Below are 23,034 nucleotides of genomic sequence, written 5' to 3' on the forward strand. Positions count from 1 at the left end.
GATGGCAACCCACCTCAAGTCGGCCACGAGGAACACGCCTCGCGCCGGTGCCGAACGCGTCGACGCGCGCGACAAGGTGCGCGGCGCCACGCGCTACGCGGCGGACGATACGCGCGCCGGGTTGCTGCATGCCGCGCTGGTGCCATCGCGCATTGCGCGCGGCACCGTGACGGGCATCGACACCGCGGCGGCGCAGCGCGTGCGCGGCGTTCGCACCGTGTTCACGCACGAGAACGTCGGCAGCTTCGACACAGGCGGCTTCCTGATGGCAGGCGGCTTCGGTTTTCAGAGCTTCTATCCGCTGCGCTCGCCGCAGATTGCCTACCGCGGGCAGACGGTGGCGATGGTGGTGGCCGACACGCTCGAGGCGGCGCGCGAGGCCGCCGCGCTGGTGGCCGTGACGTACGCCGCCATTCCTCTCGTCGCCACCATCGATGCGCCCGATGCCGAGCCTCAGGCGCAATCCGCACTGCTGCCGCAGCCCATGTTCGCCGACCGGCGCGCGGGGGATGCGGAAGCCGCACTCCAGGGGGCGGCCTTTACCGTGGACGCGGCGTACGAGTTGCCGAATCAGCACCAGAACCCGATGGAAATCATCGCGACGGTGGCCGAGTGGAGCGCCGACGGCGTGCTGACCATTCGCGAGCCGACCCAGAATGCCGAAAGCGTGCGCCACGGCCTGGCGAAGCAGCTCGGCATCGAGCCCGCCAGGGTGCGCGTGCTTTCGCCCACGCTGGGCGGCGGCTTCGGCCAGAAGAACTCGCTGCAGTCGCACACGGCACTGGTGGCGATTGCGGCGCGCACGCTGGGGCAGCCGGTGAAGCTCGTGCTCTCGCGCAGCCAGCTGTTTCACAACGCGAGCTTCAGGCCCGCGAGCCGCCACCATGTGAGGCTGGGCGCCGACCGCAACGGAAAGCTGGTCGCAGCCATCCACGAGATCGACCAGCAGACCTCGCGCCATGACCTGTTTCCGTCGAGCGGCACCGAGATCACTTCGCGGCTCTACGGCATCGGCAATTTCCTGGGCCGAGAACGGCTCGTGCGCACCGACGTGCAAACGCCCGGCTACATGCGCGCGCCGTTCGAGCATCCGGCCGCCTTTGCATTCGAAAGCGCGGTGGACGAGATGGCCTACGCACTCGGCCGCGATCCCGTCGCGTTCCGCCTTGCGAACGACACGGCGGTCGACCCGATCAGCGGCAAGCCTTTTTCGTCGCGCCACCTGGCCGAATGCCTCGTCAAGGGAAGCACCGCCTTCGGCTGGGCGCGCCGCACGATGGCGCCGCGCTCGATGCGTGCGCCCGATGGCAGCCTTGTGGGATGGGGCGTGGCCGTCGGTGCCTACAAGGCGGCCATTGCGCCGGCCATTGCCAAGGTGCGGTTGAACGCCAACGGCACGGTGAGGGTGGCAGTGGGCGGCCACGAGATGGGGCAGGGCCTGCGCACTGCCATTGCATTGACGGTGGCGCGCACGCTGGGCGCGCCGGTGGCCGCGGTGGAGATTTTGCTCGGCGACACCACTGCCGCGCCGCAGCATCTCACCGCCGGCTCCTGGGGTACGGCCACCGCATTGCCGCCGGTGCAGGAGGCTGCCCAGCGGCTCATGGAAGATCTGCGACAGAACGCGGGTGCGGCCACCGCGCCCGGTGCGCCGGCTGCGCCTGGTGGTGCGAACGGCGCCACGGCGGTGGCGATGCTGCGCGCCTCGGGCCGTCCCTTCGCCGAGGCCGAAAGCCGGATGCGCGCGCCGGGCCAGCCCGAGCAGGTCTTCGGGCGGCTCACCGGCGGGCTGCCCGCCGCGGCCGGACCGGTGTATCCGGATTTCGTCGCCTTCAGCTTCATTGCGCACTTCGTCGAGGTGCGCATCGAGCCCACCACGCGGCGCATCCGCGTGCCGCGCGTGCTCAGCGTGGTCGACTGCGGCACGGTGGCCAGCCTGCGCACTGCGCGCAGCCAGGTCGAGGGCGGCGTGGTGTGGGGCATCGGCGCCGCGTTGCGCGAGGCGAGCGAGGTCGATGCGCGCTACGGCGGTTTTCTCAATGCCGACCTTGCGGAATACGTGCTGCCCGTTGCGGCGGACATCGGCCGCATCGACGTCGACTTTGTCGGCAAGCCCGACACGCGGCTCAATGCCATGGGCGTAAAGGGCCTGGGCGAAGTGGCCATGGTGGGCGTGGCGCCTGCCATCGTGAATGCGGTGTTCCATGCCACCGGCAAGCGGCTGCGCCGGCTGCCGCTGCGGCTGGAGGACTTGCTGGAGAGCTGAAGAGCTAAGAGCATTGGGGCGCTACTTGCCTGTGCCGAACGAATTGACATGCACCTCGACGATGTCCACGAACTCCGGCAGTTCCAGCAGGAACTCGGCGTCGCGCGCCAGCGGCGCCACGCGCAGCGGATTGCCGCGCTGCGCGTGCATGGCGTGCATGTGGTCGATCGATTGCCAGTAAGACACGGTCCGGAATTCGGCGGTGTCGCCGTTCAGCTTGCGAAAGTACTGCACGCCCAGGCACGCGGGCTTCTTCGCGATTTCCTGAATGCCATGTTCGAAGCTGTAGCGCAGGTATTCGTCGGCCCGCGCAATGGGCGTGCGGCCTTGCCACACGCGTCCGATCAAAGGGGTGGCGAGCAGTTTGCATTCGACGGCCATGGATGCTCCTTTTTTCGATGACGACAAGACAAACGGCACCCTGCGTGCCGTCGATGTCCTGGAAAAGACTGGAACCCGCGCGGGCGCCGGTGCGTAGGAATCCGTCGCCTCCCTCTGCAAGTGAAGGCAAGCGAAGCCTGGAGCGCTCAGCCCTCGAAGGCGCCCTGAAGCGTGCGCGCCAGATCGGCCGCGAGTGCGTCGCGCTGCGGCGCGGGGCGCCAGAAGCTGCGCGTTGCCACGCCTGCCGATTCCCATTCGGGATGGCTGCGCGCAGGCCGCGCCGCGCGAATGGCCGCCGCCGTGGCGCGTGTCGGCGCGTCCTGCGTTGCGCTGGTTTCGGCCGCAATGCGCCCGGTGGCTGCGTGCCCGCGCTGCTCCAATGCCCGCGTGAGCTTCAGCTGCCATGCGACGAGCGCAAACAGCACGCCGTCTTCGACCGTGAGCTCGTGCACGTCGCGCAACTTGTTCACCAGCTTGCGCCCGAAAGGGCCCCAACCCTGCGACACCGCACCGCCGATGGCACCGCCCACCGCGGCGCCCGCGCCAAGCGAAATGCCGGCCACGGCCAGGTCCGCCACCACGCCCACCGCGGCGCCGATGGCTGCGCCCTTGCCCAGGCGCAGGCCCGCATCCTTCATGGCTTCGGGGCTGAAGAAGTCCAGCGTCCAGCGGCCTTCGACGAGCGGCAGCGGCGCCTCGCCGGCGTCGTCCTGGCGAAAGCCGTAGAGCGCGAGCAAGTCGTCGGTGCAGCGTTGCGCCTTGTCGAACACATCTTTCTGCAGCGCAGCGATGAGTGTCTTTCGGCGCGCGGTGTCCGCGAACTCTTCGGCCGCTACGGTGCGGCGCAGCGCGGCGGCGTCGACCAGCATTTCGGCGATGCGCGCGCAAGCCGCGCGGCGCCGTTCGGCGGCTTCGGCCGTCAGCGAATCCACCACGCCATGGAGCAGTTCGCGGCGGTCGCGAAGCAGCGTCGACAGATCGTTGTAGAGCTCGCGCTCGGCCCCCACGAAGGGCGCAGCGGCATCGAAGCGCACCTGCACGTGCAGGCCGTAGGCCGAGAGCAGCTCTTTCCACGCAGGCTCGCGGCTTGCCGCATCGCGCACGAAGTTCAGCACCGGCAGCACGGGCCGGGCGCAGGAGTTGAGCAGCTCGATCTCGTCGCGGAACTTCGGCAGCACCGGCTCGCGCACGTCGATGACGAGAAAGGCCGCATCGATGCCCAGCATGGTGCGCAGCACCTTGGCCTCCTGTTCGAACACGCCGTGCGCTTCGGGGCCCTGCAGGAATTGGCGGATGCGCTCGGGCGGCGTGGCTTGCGGATCGAGGCCGGCCAGGTGTTCGCGAAGAGCTACCGCATCTTCGAGCCCCGGCGTGTCGAAAAAGCGCACGGCGGCCCGGCCGTTCACTTCGAGATCGACCGACTCGACATGGCGCGTGGTGCCCGGGCGCTGCGACACCTCACCGAAGTTGGCGCGCCGCGTCAGCGTGCGCAGCAGCGAGGTCTTGCCTGCGTTGGTGTGGCCGACAACGGCGATGAGGATGGCCTGCTGCGTCATGGTGTGGTGCCGAGTTGCTGCAAGGCATCTTCGAGCCTGTGCGTGGCCGCGACACGTTGCAGGCCGGTGCCCTGCAGCCAGTCGACCCAGCGCTGAGCCATGTCGGGGTGGGTCGCGTCCTTTGCGGAATGGGCCAGCCACAACCGGCATTCACCGCAATGGGCCAGCACTTCGCGCAGGAAGCGCTCGGTGCCGCGGTCGGGGCTCGATGCGGCATGGCACACCAGCAGCACGGCGCGTGGACGCGCATGCGCCAACCGGTCGAGCAGGGCGTGGCGCGCGGGGGCGCTGCCGTCGATGCGTTGCACCTCTGCGACGGGCAACCCTTCGGGCGGCCATGCCGTATCCGAAGGCAGTTCGAAGCCGATGACGAACAGCGTGTCCTGCAGTTCCGAAGGCGCCAGGCCGGCAGGGGCGATGCCGGGTGCACGGCCCGGGTCGGCATCGACGATGGCGGGCGGCGCAAACGCGGCGAAGCGGGCCGTCAGCTTGCGGTAGTAGGGCTCGCTCCAGTCGGGGTGCAGTGCCGCCCGGCGCCGGTGCCACACCACCGCGCTCAGCACCACGAGGGCCAGGCGCGGCAGCAGCCCGTACACCACGATGCAACCGGTGAGCCACAGCGCCCAGGTGCGCTGGCCCGCCGCGGCGGGCGTGGAAGAGAGCACGGTCTGTGCATCGGGAACCGGAAAGCCGATCTGCGCCGGCGCCCAGCCCAGCACCTGCACGGCGTGCACGAAAAAGGCCGGGTCGAGAATCGTCGTTTCCCAGCTCAGCGTGTAGCTGCGGAATGCCAGCGCGAACAGCAGTGCGGCCAGCACCACCGCGAACGAGAGCGCCCAGATGCCGTGGCTCACGAGCCCGAAGGCCCAGGGCAGCAGCCTGGCACGGGTCAGCAGCCCGGTGGCTGCGCGTACCAGCACGGGGGCCTGGCCGCGCTTGCCGCCGGCCACGCGCGCCGTGAGCGACAGCCATATCCATCCAAGCGAGCTTGTATTGAACGAGCCGAGCGGCAGCCACAGGCCGATCAGCCAGAGCAGCAGCGTGAACATGTGAATGCCCAGAAGGCTCACGAGCGCCACGATCACGTTGATATGCCGTTCGCCGCCGCCGACGACATTGCCCGCAAGGCTCAGGCCGGCAACGACCACCAGTGCGACAAGCCCGAGCAGTACCCAGGGCGCCCATTGGCGGGCGCGTGCCACTTCGGATTGCAGCCCGATGCGTTCGCCGAGTTGGAGCGCGCGGGCGGCGATGCGCGCGTGCTCGTCAGTTGTGCGGGAAGCGGCGGTGCGCATGGCTTGCGCATCGTCGAGTGGACCTTTCTCTTCGGTCCATCGGATCGCCTCGGTGATGACCGCGTCCGGAAAAGCAGATTCGCGCAACGCGGTGTTGGTCAACAGGGTCCCTTCGCAAGTGGCGTCCCGCGATGGCGGGGGCGCGCGAATTATGCCCGGCGCGCTGCGAGGGACTCACGAGAAAACGGGGCCATGCGGACGGCCCCGTTCTTGTGCAAGGTACGAGTCGAAAACGCGTGCCCGATCTCAGCGAAGGCCGAAGAACGAAAGCACGGCCACGACAACCACGATCAGACCGACGATGTAGATGATGGAATTCACGCGAGGACTCCTCGTTGTTGACGACAGCTTCAGCATCGGGCCCCACGTGGCCCGCGGCTGTCGGCGAGGGGCGGCCTGTGCTGTAGGACTTGCGAAGACCCGGGCGACCGCATGCATCGTGCTGGCGCGTCCCAAACGGGCGCCGCACGGGCGCTTCAGGCGAAGGGCTTGCGGCGTGGCTCGGGCCCCAGTGCCTGTTCGAGCAGCCAGCGCATCGCCGAGTGGATTTCTTTCGCGTCGGCGCCGGCATCGATCTCCAGTGCCGCCCGGTCGAAGGCCGCCGAGAGCAGCCGGGCGAGGGCGTCGAGCGAAACTTCCCCCTTGCCCAGCCTGGCTTTTTCCAGCCCCTGGCGCAGCGAGTTCGCCGATGTGGCTTCGTCGATGGCCATGATTTCTTCGAGGCCCAGGACGGCGGGGCCTTCGATGAGCAGCAGCCGCGTGCGGCCCGGCGCGCTCATCGCATTCAGGTAGGCCTTGCTGCCTTCCAGCAGTGCTTCGCGCGGCGTCAGCTGCCCGGGCGTGGCCGCTTCGATGTCGGCCGCCACGGCTTCGGCTTCGCGCACCAGCACCTGCCTGAACAGGTCGCGCTTGTCCACGAAGTGGTGATACAGGGCGCCACGGGTGATGCCGGCGGCAACGGCAATCTCCGGCGTCGAGGTTTCGCCATAGCCCTTGCTGACGAACAGGGCGCGCGCCGCATCGATCAGCGCGAGGCGGGTGGTTTCCGTGCGCTCGCGGTTGCTTCTGGACGGAGAAGTGGTGATTGATTTTGGCATTTACATACAGGCTGTTTGTATATTAATATTGCTATTTACATGCAGTCTGTATGTTAATTGAAAGGATCGACGCCATGAAAGTGACGAGCTACTACCCGGTGATCATGACCAACGACGTGGCCGGAACGGCCGGCTTCTACCAGGCGCACTTCGGCTTCACGCCGCTGTTCACGAGCGAGTGGTACGTGCACCTGCAGCTGGCGGGCAACCCCGCGGTAAACCTCGCCGTGCTGGACGGCCGGCACGAGACCATTCCCGCATCCGCGCGCGGCCAGGTGGCGGGCGGCATGCTGCTCAATTTCGAGGTGGACGACCCCGATGCGATTCACGACCGGCTCGCGGCCGCGGGCCTGCCGATTCTTCTGGCGCTGCGCGACGAGGACTTCGGCCAGCGGCACTTCATTACCAGCGACCCGAACGGCGTGCTGATCGACATCGTCAAGCCGATTCCGCCGAGCGCCGAGTTCGCGGCGCAATACGAGGCCGGCGCGTTGCCGACCTGAAGCCCCGCCCCGCTTAGGCCCGCAGCGCTTCGTCTTCTTCGTCGAGCGAGTCGCCGAGGAAGCCGCCGCTCTGGTGGGCCCACAGCCGTGCGTACAGGCCGCCTTGCGCCATCAGCGAGCGGTGGTCGCCTTCTTCCACCACGCGGCCCTCGTCGAGCACGATGAGCCGGTCCATCGCCGCGATGGTCGAGAGGCGGTGCGCAATCGCGATCACGGTCTTGCCTTCCATCAGCCGGTACAGGCTCTGCTGGATGGCGGTTTCCACCTCGGAGTCGAGTGCGCTGGTGGCCTCGTCGAGCAGCAGGATCGGTGCGTCCTTGAGCATCACGCGCGCAATGGCCACGCGCTGGCGCTGGCCGCCCGAGAGCTTGACGCCGCGCTCGCCCACGTGCGCTTCGTAGCCGCGCCGGCCGCTGGCGTCGCCCAGCGTCTGGATGAAGTCGTGCGCTTCGGCGCGTCGGGCGGCGGCTTCTATCTGCGCCTGCGCAGCGTCGGGCCGGCCGTAGGCGATGTTGTCGGCCACCGAGCGGTGCATCAGCGACGTGTCCTGCGTGACCATGCCGATGTGGCTGCGCAGCGAATCCTGCGTCACGTGCGCAATGTCCTGCCCGTCGACCAGGATACGGCCGCTCTCCAGGTCATGAAAGCGCAGCAGCAGGTTGACCAGCGTCGACTTGCCCGCGCCCGAGCGGCCGACCAGGCCGATTTTTTCGCCCGGCTTCACGACCAGGTTCAGGTCGTCGATGACGCGGCGGCCCGCATCGGCATAGCGGAAGCTCGCATGCTCGAAGCGCACCTCGCCGCGCGGCACGTCGAGCACGCCGGCATCGGGCGCGTCGAGCACGGTGCGCGGGCGCGACAGCGTCTTCATGCCGTCCTGCACGGTGCCGATGTTCTCGAACAGGCTGGTCATCTCCCACATGATCCAGTGCGACATGCCCTGCAGGCGCAGCGCCATCGCGGTGGCCGCCGCCACCGCGCCCACGCCCACCGTGCCGTTCGACCAGAGCCACAGCGCGGTGCCGGCCATGCCGGCGGTCAGGCCCATGCTGAGCGTGTGGTTGACGATTTCGAACGCGCTCACCAGCCGCATCTGCCCGTAGCCCGTGTACATGAATTCGCGCATCGCCTCGCGTGCAAAGCCGGCCTCGCGCTGCGTGTGCGAGAACAGCTTGACGGTGGCGATGTTGGTGTAGGCGTCGGTCACGCGGCCGGTCATGAGCGCGCGCGCGTCGGCCTGCGCCTTGCCCACCTTGCCCAGCCGCGGCACGAAGTACATCAGCGACACCGCATAGAGCACGAGCCACACGATGAACGGCAGCACCAGCTGCGTGTCGAGCACGCTCACCAGCACGATGATGGTCACCACATACACGCCCATGGCCACCACCACGTCGGCCAGCACGAAGAGGGTGTCGCGCACCGCCAGCGCGGTCTGCATCACCTTGGCCGTGATGCGGCCCGCGAACTCGTCCTGGTAGAAGGCCATGCTCTGGCCCAGCATCACCCGGTGAAAGTTCCAGCGCAGGCGCATGGGCAGGTTCACCGCCAGCGTCTGGTGCTTGACGATGGTCTGCAGCGCGACCACGCCGATGCTGATCACCAGCAGCGCGGCCAGCCACATCAGCGTGTCGCCACGCTCCGCCCACAGCCGCGACGGCACCTGGCCGCCGAGCCAGTCGACGATGCGCCCAAGCACCGCGAACAGCAGCGCCTCGAAGGTCGATATGGCCGCCGTGAGCGCCGCCATGGCGGCCATCTTGAGGCGCAGGCCCTGGGTGCAGGCCCACAGAAAGGCGAAGAAGCCCGTCGGGGGAAGCGCCGGTTCGGCAGCGGGATAGGGAGGGAGCAGTTTTTCGAAGAAACGGAACAAGGCGTGCGGTCTCCAGGGGAAGCCCGACTTTAGCCCGGGGTGGTATGTCCTTGCCCCGAAAGGGTGCGTTTTGCCACCGCGGGCGGCTGGCCGCCCAGCCGTTCGCCGAGAAAGTCGATAAAACTGCGCAATTTGGGCGCCATGTACTGGCGGCTGGTGTACACGGCAAACAGCGTGACCGGATGCGGGGCGTGGTCTGGCAGCAGCCGCACCAGCCGCCCCTCTGCCAGGTCGTCGTCGACCAGCCACTCGGGCAGGAACGCAATGCCCATGTCGGCGCGCACCGCATGCAGCGTCAGCGTGGTGTCGTCGGAGCGCATCGTCGGCGTGAGCCGCAGCGGAAACATCCGGCCGCCCGGCCCCTTGAGCGAAAGGTTGTCGAGGTTCACGTAGCTCGGCACGATGGCGCCGAGCCGGCTCACGTCGGCCGGCAGCGAGGGGTTGCCGCCCATGCGGCGCAGGTAGGCAGGCGTGCCCGTCAGGTGAAAGGGCACGCGGCACAGCGGCCGCGCAATGAGCGCGGGCGAGGGCTCCTGGGTGGCGCGCAGCGCAAGGTCGTAGCCGTCGGCCGCGAGGTCGACCTTGCGGTTCTCCAGGTGAATGTCGACCAGCACTTCCGGAAAGCGCTCGCGGTAGTCGGCCAGCACGCGGGCGAAGCGCGGCGTGGCACACCACACCGGCGCGCTCACCTTGAGCTGGCCCCGCGGCGCTTCGCTCTTCTGGCCGATGGCGGCCTCAGCGGCATCGAGCAGGTCGAGCGCGCGCCGGCTCTGGTCGTACCAGGCGGTGCCGGCCTCGGTCAGGCTGAGGTGGCGGCTCGAACGGTGCAAGAGCCGCGCACCCAGCGACTTTTCAAGCTGCGCCACATGCTTGCTGGCCATGGGCGGAGACATCGACAGGCGCTCCGCCGCGGCCACGAAGCTGCCCGATTCGACGACCTCTCGAAACACGCGCAGGCTGGTCAGGCGGTCCATGCAAGGTTTTCTGTGGGGAAATGAATCCATGCATCCTAGCCTGTCGATTTCCTGATGGGAAATGTCTACAGTCGATGCAACGCTTTCAAGGAGCATCGACTTGACCCACGACGACAACACCTCGCGCCTGCCCACGTATTTCATCTCCCACGGCGGCGGCCCCTGGCCCTGGATGAAGAAGGAGATGGGCGGGGTCTACGACCAGCTGGCGGCCGCGCTGGCCGACATGCCGCGCCAGATCGGCCGTACGCCCGGCGCCATCCTCATGGTGTCCGCGCATTGGGAGGAACCGGTCTTCACGGTGCAGGGCAACCCGCGGCCGCCGATGATCTACGACTACGGCGGCTTTCCCGCCCACACTTATGAAGTGCGCTACGACGCACCGGGCTCGCCCGAACTGGCGAAGCGCGTGCAGTCGCTCCTGGCCGCGGCAGGCTTGCCTGCGGCCGTCGACCCCGAGCGCGGTTTCGACCACGGCATGTTCTCGCCCATGAAGGCGATGTACCCCGACGCCAACGTGCCGGTGGTGCAGCTGTCGCTCAAGCGCGGGCTCGACCCGGCGGAGCACCTGGCACTCGGTCGCGCGCTTGTGCCCTTGCGGGACGAAAACGTGCTCATCGTGGGCAGCGGCCTCAGCTATCACAACCTGCGCAACTTCGGCCCGCAGGCGCACGGCGTGTCCAAGGCGTTCGGCGACTGGCTCGACGACACCGCCGTGCAGTCCGCACCGCAGGAGCGCGCCCAGCGGCTGCAGGAATGGGCCTCGGCCCCCTCGGCGCGCATGGCGCATCCACGCGAGGAGCACCTGATCCCGCTGATGGTGGCGGTCGGTGCGGCCGAGCAGGAGCCCGGCGAACGCGTCTATCACGAAGACGCCTTCATGGGCGGCCTCGTGGTGTCGAGCTACCGCTTCGGCGCGGCCGCCAGCTGAAAAGGCGGCGGGTTGGCAGAATCGGGCGATGCCTTCCATTCCCGATTCAGATTCAACGCCAGGTTCAAACCGCGAAGCCCGCCTGCTCATCGAACGCATCGCCGCGAGCGGCACGCGCCATGACGTGGTGCACGGCGGCGTTCGCGTCTGCTGGCGCCGCTTCGGCGCTGAAGAAGAAAGCGCCCATCCGCCGCTGGTGCTGCTGCACGGCGGCCACGGCAGCTGGATGCACTGGCTGCGCAACGTCGATGCGCTTTCGGCCGGCCGCACCCTGTGGCTGCCCGACATGCCCGGGTTCAACGACTCCGACGTGCCGCCGCGCGCCGCGCCCGGCGAAGACCCGCTCGGGCCGTTGCTCGATGCATTGGGCGGATCGCTCGACCAGCTGATCGGCGCCGGCACGCCCATCGACCTTGGCGGTTTTTCTTTCGGCGGACTCACCGCCGCGCGCTTCGCGGTGCGGCGAGGTGCCATCCGGCGCCTGGCGCTCGTGGGCAGCGGAGGCCACGGCACGATGCGGCGCATGGCGGCGCAGATGATCAATTGGCGTGCCGCACCCAATCGTGAAGAAGAACGCGCCGCGCTGCTGCACAACCTGGCCGCGCTCATGCTGCACGACAAGGCCGCCATCGACCCGCTGGCCTTCGAGATTCACGACATCTCCTGCCACGGCACGCGCTTTCGCAGCAAGGATGTGTCGCAGGCAGGCGGACTGCAGGCTGCGCTCGACACGCTCGGCGGACCGCAATTGCTGCTGTGGGGCGAGTACGACGTCACCGCCGATCCGCGTCCGCTGGTGGCGCAGCTCACGGCCGGCCAGCTGCAGCGCGAAGGCGTGGTGATCGACGGGGCCGGACATTGGGCGCAGTACGAGCGCGCCGACGAATTCAACCGGCTGCTGCTGCGCTTTCTGGCCTGAGCCTCACAGCCTCGCAGCTTCCCCCTGGGCTTCGCGAGCCTGGGCGACGTGAAAGCTCGCGGCAGCGCGCCATTCATCGAATCTTAAAAAGCCTAAAGAGTTATTAAAGCCTCAGGGTCAGCATCCGGCGGCGAGGCGGCCATGCCGCTTCGAACCTTCGACTTTTCACCCTGAGGATCCTGATGAAGAAGCAAACCCGCCTTGCCGCCCGAGGCCCCCGTTTCCATGGCCGCTCGACCTTCGCGGCAATTGCCGTGGGCGCCATCTCCGCCACCTGCATGCCACTCGCCTGGGCACAGTCCGACGAAGAGAAATTCCAGGCCGGGGGCTCCCAGTGGGGCCTTGGCATCGCGGCGGGCATGGATCGCAAGCCCTACCGCGAATTCGACGACAAGGGAGTCGCCATTCCGATGGTCACCTACGAGAACCGGTGGGTCAGCGTTGCGGGCCCGAGCCTCGACCTGAAGCTGCCTTCCGCCGGTCCGGTGTCGTTCCGGCTGCGTGCGCGCTACGCGTCCGACGGCTACGAGGCCGAAGACTCCCCCTACCTGACCGGCATGGACGAACGCAAGGCCAGCATCTGGCTGGGGGGCGCTGCGATCTGGCGCAACGAGTTCGCCAATCTGTCGGCCGAGCTGCTGGCCGACACTTCCGGGCACAGCAAGGGCACCCGGTTCAAGCTGCAGGTCGATCGTCGCTTCACCTCGGGTGCCTTCGGCTTCACGCCGCGGCTCGCGGTGCATTGGGCCGACCGCAAGTACGTCGACTACTACTACGGCGTGCGCGCAGCGGAATCCCGCTCGGACCGCGCCCGCTACGACGGCGAATCCGCCGCGAACGTCGAGCTGGGCCTGCGCGTGGACTACGCCGTGGCGCCGAAGCAGACGATCTTCCTCGATGTCAGCGGCACCAGCCTCGGCAGCGGCATCAAGAACAGCCCGCTGGTCGGCCGGTCGAGCCAGACCGGCGTGCGCGTCGGCTACCTCTACAGGTTCTGAGGCGCAGGAGCCTCGGCGAAGCCCAACGCCGGAAACATCACGCGAATGCCGAGGCCGCGGCCGTCGAGACCGGTGCCGGTCTCGATGGTCGCGCGATGCACCTCGGCAATGCCCGCCACCAGCGACAACCCGATGCCGCTGCCGCGCGACGGTGTGCCGGCCACGCGGTGAAAGCGCTTGAAGATGGCTGCGCGCTCCGACGCGGGCACGCCGGGCCCGTCGTCGGCCACCTCGAGGTACACGCGCCGTTCCTGCGGCGGCGCCGTGCCCGCCTCCTGGCCGCAGCTCACGCGCACCCGCCCGCCCTTGGGCGTGTAGCGCAGTGCGTTGTCGACCAGGTTGCGCAGCAGGATGCCGATCTCGTCGATGTCGCAGCGAATGGTGCAGGGCCGCACGTCGAGCAGGATCTTGCGCACTTGCTGGAGCGCGTGGATGTCGAACTCGTGCACCACGTGCATCACCAGCGCGCCCAAGTCGGCCGCCGCATGCTGCGGCGCATTGGCGCCCGCGTTCAGGCGCGCCAGGTCGAGCAGTTGCTCGGACAGGCGCGTGCTGCGCTCGGCCACGGTGAGCAGCTTGGCCAGCGCCACGTCTTTCTCGGCCGCGGTGGGCGCGCGCAGGGCGATCTGGGCCTGCGCCTGCACTGCCGAGAGCGGCGTGCGCAATTCGTGGGCCGCGTCGCCGATGAAGCGGCGCTCGCCCTCGACGGCTTCGTCGAGTTGCCGGAGCGCATGGTTGAAGGAGGCGACCAGCGGATGGAGCTCGCGCGGCAGCAGCGCCGGCGTCAGCGGCGTGAGGTCGAAGCTGCGCCGGTTGCGCATTGCCGCGCCCAGCGCCACCACCGGCTTCAGCGAGATGCGGACCACGAACCACATCAGCGCGCCCACCAGCAGCAGCAGCAGCGTGTTGAGGACCAGCGCGGTCAGCGCCTCCTGCCGCAGCTCGGCGTCCACCACGCTGTGGAGGTTGCCCACCTGCACATACACGCGGCCCATCTTGTCGGAGACGGAATACACGCGCCATCGCTCGCCCGCGATGACGGTCGTGGCCACGCCTTCGGTAAAGTCGGGCCGCAGCGGCGCCTCCGGCGCGCCTGGCGAGCGCACGACCAGCCGGCTGCCGTCCACCCAGACCTGGAAGGCGAGCGCCTCGCTCTCCGACAGCGCTTCGTCGCGCAACTGCAGGCCGTTGCCCGGCGGCCGCATCACGCGCAGCTTGTTCTCGGCCGGGATGGTCAGCAGGATGCGCGTGGCAATGGTGCGCAGCTTGTCGTCCCAGATGCTGTTCTTGTTGTGCGTGAGGTAAAGGAACAGCACCGCGAGCGCCACCGCCCAGCACAGCGCGATGGTCGCGGCGATCACCATGATCATCCGCCCGTGCAGCGACTTCAGCTTCATGGCCGCGGCTGGCCGACGACGTAGCCGTGCCCGTGCACGGTGCGGATCAGGTCGTCGCCGAGCTTGCGGCGCAACTGATGGATGAAGACGGCGATGGTGTTGCTCTCGACCGCGCTCGCCCCGCCATAGACGGCGTCCTGCAGGTGGTCGCGCGTGACCACGTGGCCGGGCCGCTCGAGCAGTGCCAGCAAGGTGCGGTATTCGTGCGCGCTCAGCGTCACGTCAATGCCGGCCTTCGACACCACGCGGCGGCTGCGGTCGACCTCGATGTCGCCGTGCGAAAACACCGGGATCACGCGGCCCTGGCTGCGGCGAATGACCGACCGCACGCGCGCCCAGAGCTCGTCGAACTGGAAGGGCTTGACAAGATAGTCGTCCGCACCCGCGTCGAGCCCATGGATGCGCTCGCTGAGCTGGCCGCGGGCAGTCAGCATCAGCACGGGCGTGGGGTCGTAGCGGCTGCGCATCGCGCGCAGCACCGAAAGCCCCGACTCGCCGGGAAGCCCGATGTCGAGCAGCACGGCGGCGTAGGCATGGTCGATGAGCGCGAGCCGCGCGGCCGGCGCATCGCCGACGTGGTCGATGGTCCAGCCGCTCTGGCGCGCGCCGTCGCACACCGCCTCTCCCAGCATGGCATCGTCTTCGACCAGGAGCAGGTGCATGGGGTGGTGTGGGTTGGCGCGCGGGAAGCAGTGCGAATGATGCCCCAGAGTTTTTAATATCTCTTTAAGCCCGAGCCTCGAGCCTCAGGCCCTCGCTATTGCTTCACCAGCCCCAGCTTGCGGATCATGTCGCCCCACTGGTCGTAGGTTGTACGCGTGAGCTCGGCCAGCTGGGCGGGGCTCGACGACTCGGCTTCGTAGGCGCCCTGGCGAAAGAAGTCGCGTGTGGCCGGCATTCCCAGCACCTGCGCCAATGCGGCGTTGAGCCTGGCGACCACGGGCGCCGGCATGCGTGCCGGCCCGAAGAAGCCGAGCCAGCTCGGCATGTCGACGCCGCTCACACCCTGCTCGGTCATCGTGGGCACGTCGGGCAGCATCGCGCTGCGCTTCGGCGCCGCCACCGCCAGCATGCGGACCTTGCCGGTGGCAGTGTTCTGGATGGCGTTGGGCGCCGCGTCGAAGTAGTACTGCACGCGGCCCGCGAGAAAGTCCTTCGCGGCGTCGGCGCCGCCCTTGTAGGGCACATGCACCACGTCCAGCCCCGCCTGCTGCGCGAAGGCCTCGCCGTAGATGTGCGACGAGGTGCCGGTGCCGAAGGAGGCGTAGCTCATCTTTCCTGGGTTGGCCTTGATGTACGCCACAAGCTCCTGCACCGTGCGCGCCGGTACGCTGGCGTGCACGGTCAACACCAGCGGCCCGCGTGCGCCGAGCGAGATGGGCGTCAGGTCCTTGAACGGGTCGTAGCGCACCTGTGCCAGCGTCTGCGGGTTTTGCGCCACCACGGAAGAGGGCGCATACATCATCGTGTAGCCGTCGGGTGCGGCGCGAATCACTTCTTCCGTTGCGAGGATGAAGCTCGCGCCCGGCCGGTTCTCGACGATGACCGGCGTCTGCAGCACCTCGCCGAGCTTGTTGGCGACGAAGCGCGCTTGCGCGTCGGAGGCGCCGCCCGCCGCAAGGCCGAGCACGATGCGGATGCTGCGTCCCTTTTCCGGAAAAGCCGTGGGCTCGGCCGCGAGCGCGCCCGGCGGCAATGCGGCTGCGCCAAATGCGATCCCGAGCCCGAGCCAGGCGGCAACGCGGCGTCGCCCGATGGAGGAGGGCAATCGGTTCATTGCTTCGCCAACCCGACCTGCTGGACCATGGTGCCCCAGCGCTCGAAGCTCGAACGCGTGATGCCGGCGAACTCTTCCGGCGTGGACGCGCCGGCCTCGTAGCCGCCCGAGCGGTAGAAGTCGCGCACCTGCGGCATCGCCAACACCTGCGTGAGCGCAGCATTGAGCCTCGCGACCACCGGCGCGGGCATGTGCGCCGGCCCGTAGAAGCCGAGCCAGCTCGGCAGGTCGAGCCCTGTCACGCCTTGCTCCGCGAAGGTGGGCACGTCGGGCAGTGCGGCAATGCGCGCGTTCGCGGCAATGGCCAGGATCTTCACCTTGCCGGTGCCTGATGTGATGAGGGCCGAGGAGGCCGAATCGAACATGTACTGCACGCGGCCGCCGATCAGGTCTTTCGCCGCATCCGAGCCGCCCTTGTAGGGGATATGCACCGCGTCGATGCCGGCCTTCTTCACGAAGGCCTCGCCGTAGATGTGCGACGAAGTGCCCGCACCGAAGGAGGCATAGCTCACCTTGCCGGGGTTGGCCTTCACGTAGGCGACGAGTTCCTTCACGTTGCTGGCCGGCACGGTGGTGCTCACCGACAGCACCAGCGGTCCGCGGCCGCCCATCGAAATGGCGGTGAAGTCCTTGAACGGGTCGTACGGCACCTGCGAGAAGGTGTGCGGGTTCTGCGCCATGGTCGAAGAGGGCGCGTAGAGCAGCGTGTAGCCGTCGGGCAGCGCGCGCGCGACCTCGCTTGCGGCGAGCATGGTGCTGGCGCCGGGCTTGTTGTCGACGATCACGCCGGTGCCCAGCACCTCGCCGAGCTTCTGCGCCACGATGCGCGCCTGCGCATCGGTGCCGCCGCCGGCCGTGAAGCCCACCACGATGCGTATCGGCTTGCCGCCGCGCACGGGAAAGTCTTGCGCCAGCGCCAGGGGTGTCAGGCCCAGAAAGGCCGTCGCGCCGAGCGCAACGCCGAACGCACGGCGAGTGCCGCAGGGTTTTTTCATCGATGTCTCCGTTGTAATGTTCTTCTCATATTGATTTAGAAAACCATAAAAATCCACATCATCTAGGGAATACCCCGAAGAACGGCCTTTTTCAGACTTTTATGTTTGACAAAATGAACATTGAAATCAAAATACGACGAAACAGCCCATCCAAGATACTCATCCATGAAAACTGTCGTCCGCACCGACGAGCGCATCCTCAGCTCCGACATCTTCGACCGCGACAGCCGCGTCAAGCGGCCTGACCATGGCAGCTGGGCCGAGCCCGGCAAGAACATTCCGGTCTACCACCGCTGCGGCGTGCTGGTGGTCGGCGGCGGGCCTTCGGGCACCGCGGCGGCCGCAGCTGCCGCCCGCGCAGGCGCCGACGTGGCGCTGCTCGAACGCTACAACCACCTGGGCGGCCTTTCGACCGGCGGCCTCGTGATCTGGATCGACCGCATGACCGACTGGGAAGGCAAGCTGGTGATCCGCGGCTTTGCCGAAGAACTGTTCGACCGCCTGCCGGCCGACGCCATTGCCGGCCCCGCGCGGGAAGACTGGGGCTCGCAGGACGCGGCCAAGGCTGCGCACTGGTCGCAGCGCACGGCCGCTTATCACGGCGTCGTCACGTGGTCGCCCACCATCGACCCGGAGCGGCTCAAGCTGCTCTCGCAGGAGATCGTGCTGGAGCGCAAGGTCAAGCTCATCTACCACTCGTGGGCGGCCATTCCCATCGTGCAGGACGGCGCCGTGAAAGGCGTGGTGTTCGAGAGCAAGGAAGGCCGCATGGCGATCATGGCCGACGTGGTGGTCGACGCCACCGGCGACGGCGACCTGTTCGCGCGCGCCGGCGCCGCCTACGTGAACGACATCGAGGAAGCCGACGTGCACCACTGCATGAACACCTCGTGGCTCTTCGGCGGCGTGGACATGAACCGCTGGATCGAGTTCAAGGCCGGCCAGCCCGAGGCGTTCACCGCCTTCATGGCGGGCGGCCGCGAGCAATGCGGCCTGTTCGAGCGGCCCTTCGTCTCGTGGCGCAACGACGTGGCGCTGTTCATGGGGCCGCGCCAGTCGGGGTATTCGGCGCTCGACGTGGACGACCTCACGGCCGTGGAAGTGCGTTCGCACCGTGCGATGGCCGCGCACCTGGACTACTTCCGCGCCCATGCGCCGGGTTTCGAGGATGCCTACCTGATGCTCAGCGCGCCGCAGATCGGCGTGCGCCATGCGCGCCGCCTCACCGGTGTGGGCGCGGTGCTGCGCAGCCAGTGGCCCGACGGCGTGGCGCTGCCCGACGAGGTGGGCGTGACGCCCGCGGTGTCGCCCAAGTTTCCGAACATTTCCATTCCCTATGGCGCGCTGGTGCCGCAGCAACTCGACGGTCTGCTGGCCTGCGGCCGCCACATTTCGTGCGACCGCAACTCGCACGGCTTCATGCGCGAGATTCCGCAATGCTGGATTACCGGCCAGGCTGCGGGCGTGGCGGCGGCGCTGGCGTCGCGGGGCGGCATAGCGCCGCGCTTCATCGACGTGGGCGCGCTGCAGTCCGAACTCCTGAGCCAGGGCGTGTACCTGCGCGCTGGCGCCGGGCAGGGCGTGCATGCGCCGGTGGCAGCCGCTGCGGCCGAGGCCGGCGTCTGAATGTCTTGCCATGAGCCCGACCGACTTCTCTCGCGAGCCTCTACATTGCAGAGTCTTGAGTCTTGCAACGGGTTCTTCCATGTCCACTGATAAAAACGACACCTCTTTTTCCGCCGCCGAAGCCGCCGATGCGCGTGGCGACCGCTCCGACACCGTGAGCGCGCTGGAGCGCGGCATCTCGGTGCTGCGCTGCTTCAGCGAAGAGCGGCCCGTGCTGGGTCATGCCGACATTGCCCGCATGACCGGCATTCCTCGGCCGACCGTCAACCGGCTGGTCGCCACGCTGCTCTCCATGGGCATGCTCAAGGCCGCGCAGATTGCCGACCGCTTCATGCTCGGCCCGGGCGTCGTGTCGCTCTCGCGCGTGTTCCTCGGCAGCCTCGACGTGCGCGCCGCGGCGCGGCCCAGCATGCAGGCGATGGCGGAGGAGGTGGGCGCCTCGGTCTACCTGGCCATACGCGACGGCATGGAGATGGTGCTGATCGAGGCCTGCCGGCCGCGCTCGTCGATGCTCTCGGCGCGGCTCGACGTGGGTTCGCGCGCGCCGCTGGCCAATTCGGCCCTGGGCCGCGCCTACCTCTCGGCACTGCCCGAGGTGCAGCGCAACCAGCTCATCGATTCGATGCGCCTCTTGCGCGGCCCCGAATGGGACAGCATCGCACCCGGCATGACGCGCGCCATCGGCGAAGCCAGGCGGCTGGGCTATTGCCTCTCGCTCGGCGAATTCCACCGCGAAATCAATTCAGTGTCCGTGCCCCTCATCGGGCCGGACGGCGAGGTGATGGCGCTCAACGGCGGCGGCGCGGCCTTCGTCTTCACCGAGGAGCGCCTGCGCAACGAACTGGCACCGCGCCTGCACGACATCGCGCTCACCATTGCGCGCGACATCGGCGGCCATGTGCCCACGCCCTCGCCGGGCTAGCCCGGCCGACCCCACGACAACATAAAAACGGAGACACAGGTCATGCACCTGAGCGATGAAGAAAAAGCCATGATGGACGGCCGTGACGGACCGGCCGTGCAGAAGGCGATGGACCTCCTGATGCGCTACGGCGAAGCGCTGGGCGCCGAGCGGCTGGTCGAGACGCGCAACGTCTGCGCCACCATCACCTCGACCACGCCGTTCCAGCGCGACTTCGCGCTCGCCAAGGGCGGCGGCATGGATGCGGTGTTCTCCGAATTCAGCCTCGACAGCCAGGAGACCGTCGAGATTCCGAAGTTCAAGGTCTTCACCAGCCACCTGCAGCTGGGCTTCGACCCCGGCCAGCCCGAGCGCATGGGCGTGAGCGAGGAGATCGTGCAGTTCTACAACAAGAGCGAGCGCCATGCGGCGGGCCTCGGCGCGCAGATCATGAACACCTGCACCCCGTACCAGGTCGGCAACATCCCGACGCGCGGCGAGCACTGCGCGTGGATGGAGTCGTCGGCCGTGGTGTATTGCAACTCGGTGCTCGGCGCGCGTACCAACACCGAAGGCCGCGAGAGCACGGGTGCGGCCATGCTCACCGGCCGCATTCCCTACTGGGGCTACCACCTCGACGAGAACCGCCACGCCACGCATGTGGTCGAGCTCGACGTCGAAGTCGAATCGGTGCAGGACTGGGGCTTGCTCGGCTACTACATCGGCGAGCATGTGCAGGAGCGCGTGCCGGTGGTGCACAGCAAGCGCGGCATCGCCCGCGTGCCCAACTTGCCGCGGCTCAAGCACTTCGGCGCGGCGGCTTCGTCGTCGGGCGGCGTGGAGATGTATCACATCGCCGGCATCACGCCCGAGGCGCTGACGCTGGAGCAGGCGCTCGCAGGAAAAGCGCCGGTCGAGGTGCTGCGTTATGGCGAGGCCGAGCGCCGCGCCACCTACGAGAAGATCAACGCGACGGGCAAGGACGCCGAGGTGCAGTACGTGATGCTCGGCTGCCCGCACTACACCATCGAGCAGATCTGGGAAGCCGCGCAGCTCATCGAGGGCCGCAAGGTGCATCCCGATTGCGAGCTGTGGATATTCACCCCGCGCGCCATCAAGTCGCTGGCCGACCGCAACGGCTACACCAAGATCATCGAGGACGCGGGCGGCATCCTCATGACCGACAGCTGCTCCGCAATGAGCCGCGCCGTGCCCAAGGGCACGAAGACGGTGGCGCTCGATTCGGCCAAGCAGGCGCACTACCTGCCCGCGATTCTCGGCGTGCAGGCGTGGTTCGGCAGCACGGCGGAATGCATCGATGCGGCGTGCACGGGGCGGTGGAATGGAGGCTACGCATGAACGACGCAGTCGTGACCGATGAACACACCATCGTGATCCGCGGCCGCAAGGTGGTCGGCGGTGTGGCCGAAGGCGAAGCACTCGTCACGCGCGACCGCATCTCGGGCTGGGGCGGCATCGATCCGCGCACCGGCACCGTCATCGAAACGCGGCACGAGCTGCGCGGCCAGAGCTTCGCCGGCAAGGTGCTGGTGTTTCCGGGTGCCAAGGGCTCGTCGGGCTGGTCGGCCATGTTCCACATGACGCGGCTCATGAACTCGGCGCCCGCGGCGTTCCTGTTCAACGAGATGACCACCAAGATGGCGCTCGGCGCCGTGGTCACGCACTCGCCCTCGATGACCGACTTCGAGCGCGACCCGCTGGAATGCATCGAGACCGGCGACTGGGTGCGCGTGGATGCCGACCGCGGCGTGATCGAAATCACCAAGAAGAACAAACCCGGAGACCGCCCATGACCCGCTCCCTGCGCAGCAACTTTCCGCGCGGCTCGTATCTCTGGTCGGTGCGCAATGCGCACTGGCGCGCGCTCGGCATTCCGGAAGAAGACTGCGAGAAGCCGAAGATCGCCATCGTCAACAGCTCGTCCGAACTCGCGGCTTGCTTCAGCCACCTCGACAAGGTGGCGGCGGAAATCAAGACCGCGATCCGCGCGGCGGGCGGCGTGCCGTTCGAGATCCGCACGGCAGCGCCCAGCGACTTCATCACCGGTGCCGGCGCGCGCGGCGCCTACATGCTCGGCGCGCGCGACCTGGTCACCAACGACATCGAAGTGGCCGTGGAGGGCGCGCAGCTCGACGGCATGGTGTGCCTCACCTCGTGCGACAAGACCGTGCCGGGCCAGCTCATGGCAGCGGCGCGGCTCAACATTCCGACGTTGCTCGTGCCCTGCGGCTACCAGCCCAGCGGCGAGTACCGGGGCAAGCACATGGACATCGAGGAAGTGTTCATCGGCGCGATGCACGCGGTCACGGGCAACCTTCTGGTCGAAGAACTCGTGGGCATGAGCCGCGAGGCCATTCGCGGGCCGGGTGTGTGCTCGGGCCTGGGCACGGCCAACTCGATGCACATCGTCTGCGAGGCGCTCGGCATGGCCTTGCCCGGCAGTGCGCCCGTGGCCGCGCTGAGCCCGAAGATGATGGCCGACGTGCGCGCCGCCGGAACGCGCATCGTGCAGATGGTGTGGGACGACCTGAAGCCGCGCGACATCCTCACGCCCGGCGCCTTCGCCAACGCGGTGCGCGCGGTGCTGTCCGTCGGCGGCTCGCTCAACACGGCCAAGCACCTGCAGGCGATATCGACCGAAGGGGAGTGCGGCGTCGATGTGTATGGCCTCTTCGAAAGCCTCGGCCCGACGACGCCGGTGCTGGCCGGCGTGCGGCCGATCGGCGAGCACAGCATCGAAGCCTTCGAAGCTGCGGGCGGTTGCCGTGCGCTAATGAAGCAGCTTGCGCCCTTGCTCGACACGAGCGCGCCCACCGTGACGAGTGGCACCGTGGCGGACAACCTGCAGAGCGTTGAAGTCGTCGACCCAGAGGTGATCCGCCCCATCGATCGCCCCGTGGCGCCGCTGCCCGCCATCGTGCTGCTGCGCGGCAACCTCGCGCCCGAATCAGGACTCATCAAGACCGGCATCGTGGAACGCAAGGTGCGCAGCTTCACAGGTCCGGCCGTGTGCTTCTGGACTTCGGACGCCGCCATCGCCGCGCTGAAGAAAGGCGAGATCGTGCCGGGGCAGGTGGTCGTGATGCGCGGCGCAGGTGCGTGCGGCGGCCCGGCGATGGGCGGCGGCGCCTCACGCGTGGTGTTCGCCGTTGACGGCGCGGGCTTGGGTGACCAGGTCGCGATCCTGACCGACGGTCACCTTTCAGGCCTGGTCTGCAAGGGGCTCGTGGTGGCCGAGGTGTCGCCCGAAGCCGCGCTCGGCGGGCCGCTGGGGCTGGTGCGCGATGGCGACGTGATCACCATCGACCTCGACGCGCGCCGCCTCGACATCGCATTGACCGATGCAGAACTGCAGGCGCGCCGCGCCGACTGGCAAGCGCCGCCGCCGGCCTTCGACACCGGCTGGCTGCAGCAGTACCGGCGCAACGTGAGCCCGCTGTCCAAGGGCGCCGTGCTCGTGCGCACCGAACGGCCCGAGCCTTCCGGCTAGCAACACCTTTTTACCCCGGCCTTCGCCGACCGGT

At 68.2% G+C, this 23,034-nt stretch carries 20 protein-coding genes; 10 read left to right on the forward strand and 10 right to left on the reverse strand.

The genetic code is table 11. The annotated features are described in order from the left end of the window. The first annotated feature begins 1 nt into the window (after position 1). Complete coding sequence (locus ABIC94_RS21175) at positions 2 to 2,266, forward strand: xanthine dehydrogenase family protein molybdopterin-binding subunit (RefSeq protein ID WP_354374943.1); 2,265 nt, start codon at positions 2 to 4, stop codon at positions 2,264 to 2,266. A gap of 21 nt (positions 2,267 to 2,287) precedes the next feature. Here ABIC94_RS21175 and ABIC94_RS21180 read toward each other — a convergent pair whose 3' ends face one another. The 4 genes from ABIC94_RS21180 to ABIC94_RS21195 all read right to left on the reverse strand — a co-directional run bounded on the left by ABIC94_RS21180 (position 2,288) and on the right by ABIC94_RS21195 (position 6,595). Continuing rightward, complete coding sequence (locus ABIC94_RS21180; protein ID WP_354374944.1) at positions 2,288 to 2,647, reverse strand: hypothetical protein; 360 nt, start codon at positions 2,645 to 2,647, stop codon at positions 2,288 to 2,290. Between the two features lie 146 nt (positions 2,648 to 2,793). Continuing rightward, positions 2,794 to 4,203, reverse strand: coding sequence for a GTPase/DUF3482 domain-containing protein (locus tag ABIC94_RS21185; RefSeq protein ID WP_354374945.1), 1,410 nt, complete (start codon positions 4,201 to 4,203; stop codon positions 2,794 to 2,796). Further along, positions 4,200 to 5,600: a DUF2868 domain-containing protein gene (locus ABIC94_RS21190; protein ID WP_354374946.1), complete on the reverse strand. Its 1,401-nt coding sequence runs from the start codon at positions 5,598 to 5,600 to the stop codon at positions 4,200 to 4,202. The genes ABIC94_RS21185 and ABIC94_RS21190 overlap by 4 nt, the downstream gene beginning before the upstream one ends. Positions 5,601 to 5,974: 374 nt before the next feature. Continuing rightward, positions 5,975 to 6,595 (reverse strand): TetR/AcrR family transcriptional regulator, encoded by a 621-nt coding sequence (locus tag ABIC94_RS21195; RefSeq protein WP_354374947.1) that lies wholly within the window; start codon positions 6,593 to 6,595, stop codon positions 5,975 to 5,977. A gap of 74 nt (positions 6,596 to 6,669) precedes the next feature. Between ABIC94_RS21195 and ABIC94_RS21200 the strand changes: the two genes are divergently transcribed. Next, entirely contained in the window at positions 6,670 to 7,098 is a 429-nt protein-coding gene (locus ABIC94_RS21200) for a VOC family protein (RefSeq protein ID WP_354374948.1), read from the forward strand. A gap of 13 nt (positions 7,099 to 7,111) precedes the next feature. Here the strand turns inward: ABIC94_RS21200 and ABIC94_RS21205 are convergent, their stop codons facing one another. Further along, complete coding sequence (locus tag ABIC94_RS21205) at positions 7,112 to 8,971, reverse strand: ABC transporter ATP-binding protein (RefSeq protein WP_354374949.1); 1,860 nt, start codon at positions 8,969 to 8,971, stop codon at positions 7,112 to 7,114. 29 nt (positions 8,972 to 9,000) lie between these two features. After that, positions 9,001 to 9,945, reverse strand: a complete 945-nt coding sequence (locus tag ABIC94_RS21210) for a LysR family transcriptional regulator (RefSeq protein ID WP_354374950.1) — start codon at positions 9,943 to 9,945, stop codon at positions 9,001 to 9,003. A 100-nt stretch (positions 9,946 to 10,045) separates the two neighbouring features. Between ABIC94_RS21210 and ABIC94_RS21215 the strand changes: the two genes are divergently transcribed. The 3 genes from ABIC94_RS21215 to ABIC94_RS21225 all read left to right on the forward strand — a co-directional run bounded on the left by ABIC94_RS21215 (position 10,046) and on the right by ABIC94_RS21225 (position 12,793). After that, positions 10,046 to 10,876, forward strand: a complete 831-nt coding sequence (locus ABIC94_RS21215) for a DODA-type extradiol aromatic ring-opening family dioxygenase (protein ID WP_354374951.1) — start codon at positions 10,046 to 10,048, stop codon at positions 10,874 to 10,876. Positions 10,877 to 10,904: 28 nt separating this feature from the next. After that, entirely contained in the window at positions 10,905 to 11,795 is an 891-nt protein-coding gene (locus ABIC94_RS21220; protein ID WP_354374952.1) for an alpha/beta fold hydrolase, read from the forward strand. A gap of 182 nt (positions 11,796 to 11,977) precedes the next feature. Next, positions 11,978 to 12,793, forward strand: a complete 816-nt coding sequence (locus ABIC94_RS21225; protein ID WP_354374953.1) for a MipA/OmpV family protein — start codon at positions 11,978 to 11,980, stop codon at positions 12,791 to 12,793. On the opposite strand, the gene ABIC94_RS21230 is transcribed toward ABIC94_RS21225, so the two are convergent. The 4 genes from ABIC94_RS21230 to ABIC94_RS21245 all read right to left on the reverse strand — a co-directional run bounded on the left by ABIC94_RS21230 (position 12,781) and on the right by ABIC94_RS21245 (position 16,962). Then, positions 12,781 to 14,190, reverse strand: coding sequence for a sensor histidine kinase (locus tag ABIC94_RS21230; RefSeq protein WP_354374954.1), 1,410 nt, complete (start codon positions 14,188 to 14,190; stop codon positions 12,781 to 12,783). The two genes, ABIC94_RS21225 and ABIC94_RS21230, sit on opposite strands and share 13 nt — an antisense overlap. Next, positions 14,187 to 14,852, reverse strand: a complete 666-nt coding sequence (locus ABIC94_RS21235) for a response regulator transcription factor (RefSeq protein WP_354374955.1) — start codon at positions 14,850 to 14,852, stop codon at positions 14,187 to 14,189. Before ABIC94_RS21235 ends, ABIC94_RS21230 begins: the two co-directional genes overlap by 4 nt. Positions 14,853 to 14,947: 95 nt before the next feature. Next, on the reverse strand, positions 14,948 to 15,967 hold the full coding sequence (locus ABIC94_RS21240; protein ID WP_354374957.1) for a Bug family tripartite tricarboxylate transporter substrate binding protein: 1,020 nt from the start codon (positions 15,965 to 15,967) through the stop codon (positions 14,948 to 14,950). Further along, positions 15,964 to 16,962 (reverse strand): Bug family tripartite tricarboxylate transporter substrate binding protein, encoded by a 999-nt coding sequence (locus ABIC94_RS21245; RefSeq protein ID WP_354374958.1) that lies wholly within the window; start codon positions 16,960 to 16,962, stop codon positions 15,964 to 15,966. Before ABIC94_RS21245 ends, ABIC94_RS21240 begins: the two co-directional genes overlap by 4 nt. A gap of 165 nt (positions 16,963 to 17,127) precedes the next feature. Here ABIC94_RS21245 and ABIC94_RS21250 point away from each other — a divergent pair, with 165 nt between their 5' ends. From ABIC94_RS21250 to ABIC94_RS21270, 5 genes are all read left to right on the forward strand, one after another. Next, positions 17,128 to 18,588, forward strand: a complete 1,461-nt coding sequence (locus tag ABIC94_RS21250; protein WP_354374959.1) for an FAD-dependent oxidoreductase — start codon at positions 17,128 to 17,130, stop codon at positions 18,586 to 18,588. Positions 18,589 to 18,667: 79 nt separating this feature from the next. Continuing rightward, positions 18,668 to 19,510, forward strand: a complete 843-nt coding sequence (locus ABIC94_RS21255) for an IclR family transcriptional regulator (protein ID WP_354374960.1) — start codon at positions 18,668 to 18,670, stop codon at positions 19,508 to 19,510. A gap of 42 nt (positions 19,511 to 19,552) precedes the next feature. Further along, positions 19,553 to 20,848, forward strand: a complete 1,296-nt coding sequence (locus ABIC94_RS21260; RefSeq protein ID WP_354374961.1) for an aconitase X catalytic domain-containing protein — start codon at positions 19,553 to 19,555, stop codon at positions 20,846 to 20,848. After that, positions 20,845 to 21,303, forward strand: coding sequence for an aconitase X swivel domain-containing protein (locus tag ABIC94_RS21265; protein WP_354374963.1), 459 nt, complete (start codon positions 20,845 to 20,847; stop codon positions 21,301 to 21,303). The genes ABIC94_RS21260 and ABIC94_RS21265 overlap by 4 nt, the downstream gene beginning before the upstream one ends. Beyond that, positions 21,300 to 23,000, forward strand: coding sequence for a dihydroxy-acid dehydratase (locus ABIC94_RS21270; protein ID WP_354374964.1), 1,701 nt, complete (start codon positions 21,300 to 21,302; stop codon positions 22,998 to 23,000). Before ABIC94_RS21265 ends, ABIC94_RS21270 begins: the two co-directional genes overlap by 4 nt. Positions 23,001 to 23,034 lie beyond the last annotated feature (34 nt).

This window comes from Variovorax paradoxus (assembly GCF_040544635.1).
Taxonomy (GTDB): domain Bacteria; phylum Pseudomonadota; class Gammaproteobacteria; order Burkholderiales; family Burkholderiaceae_C; genus Variovorax; species Variovorax paradoxus_R.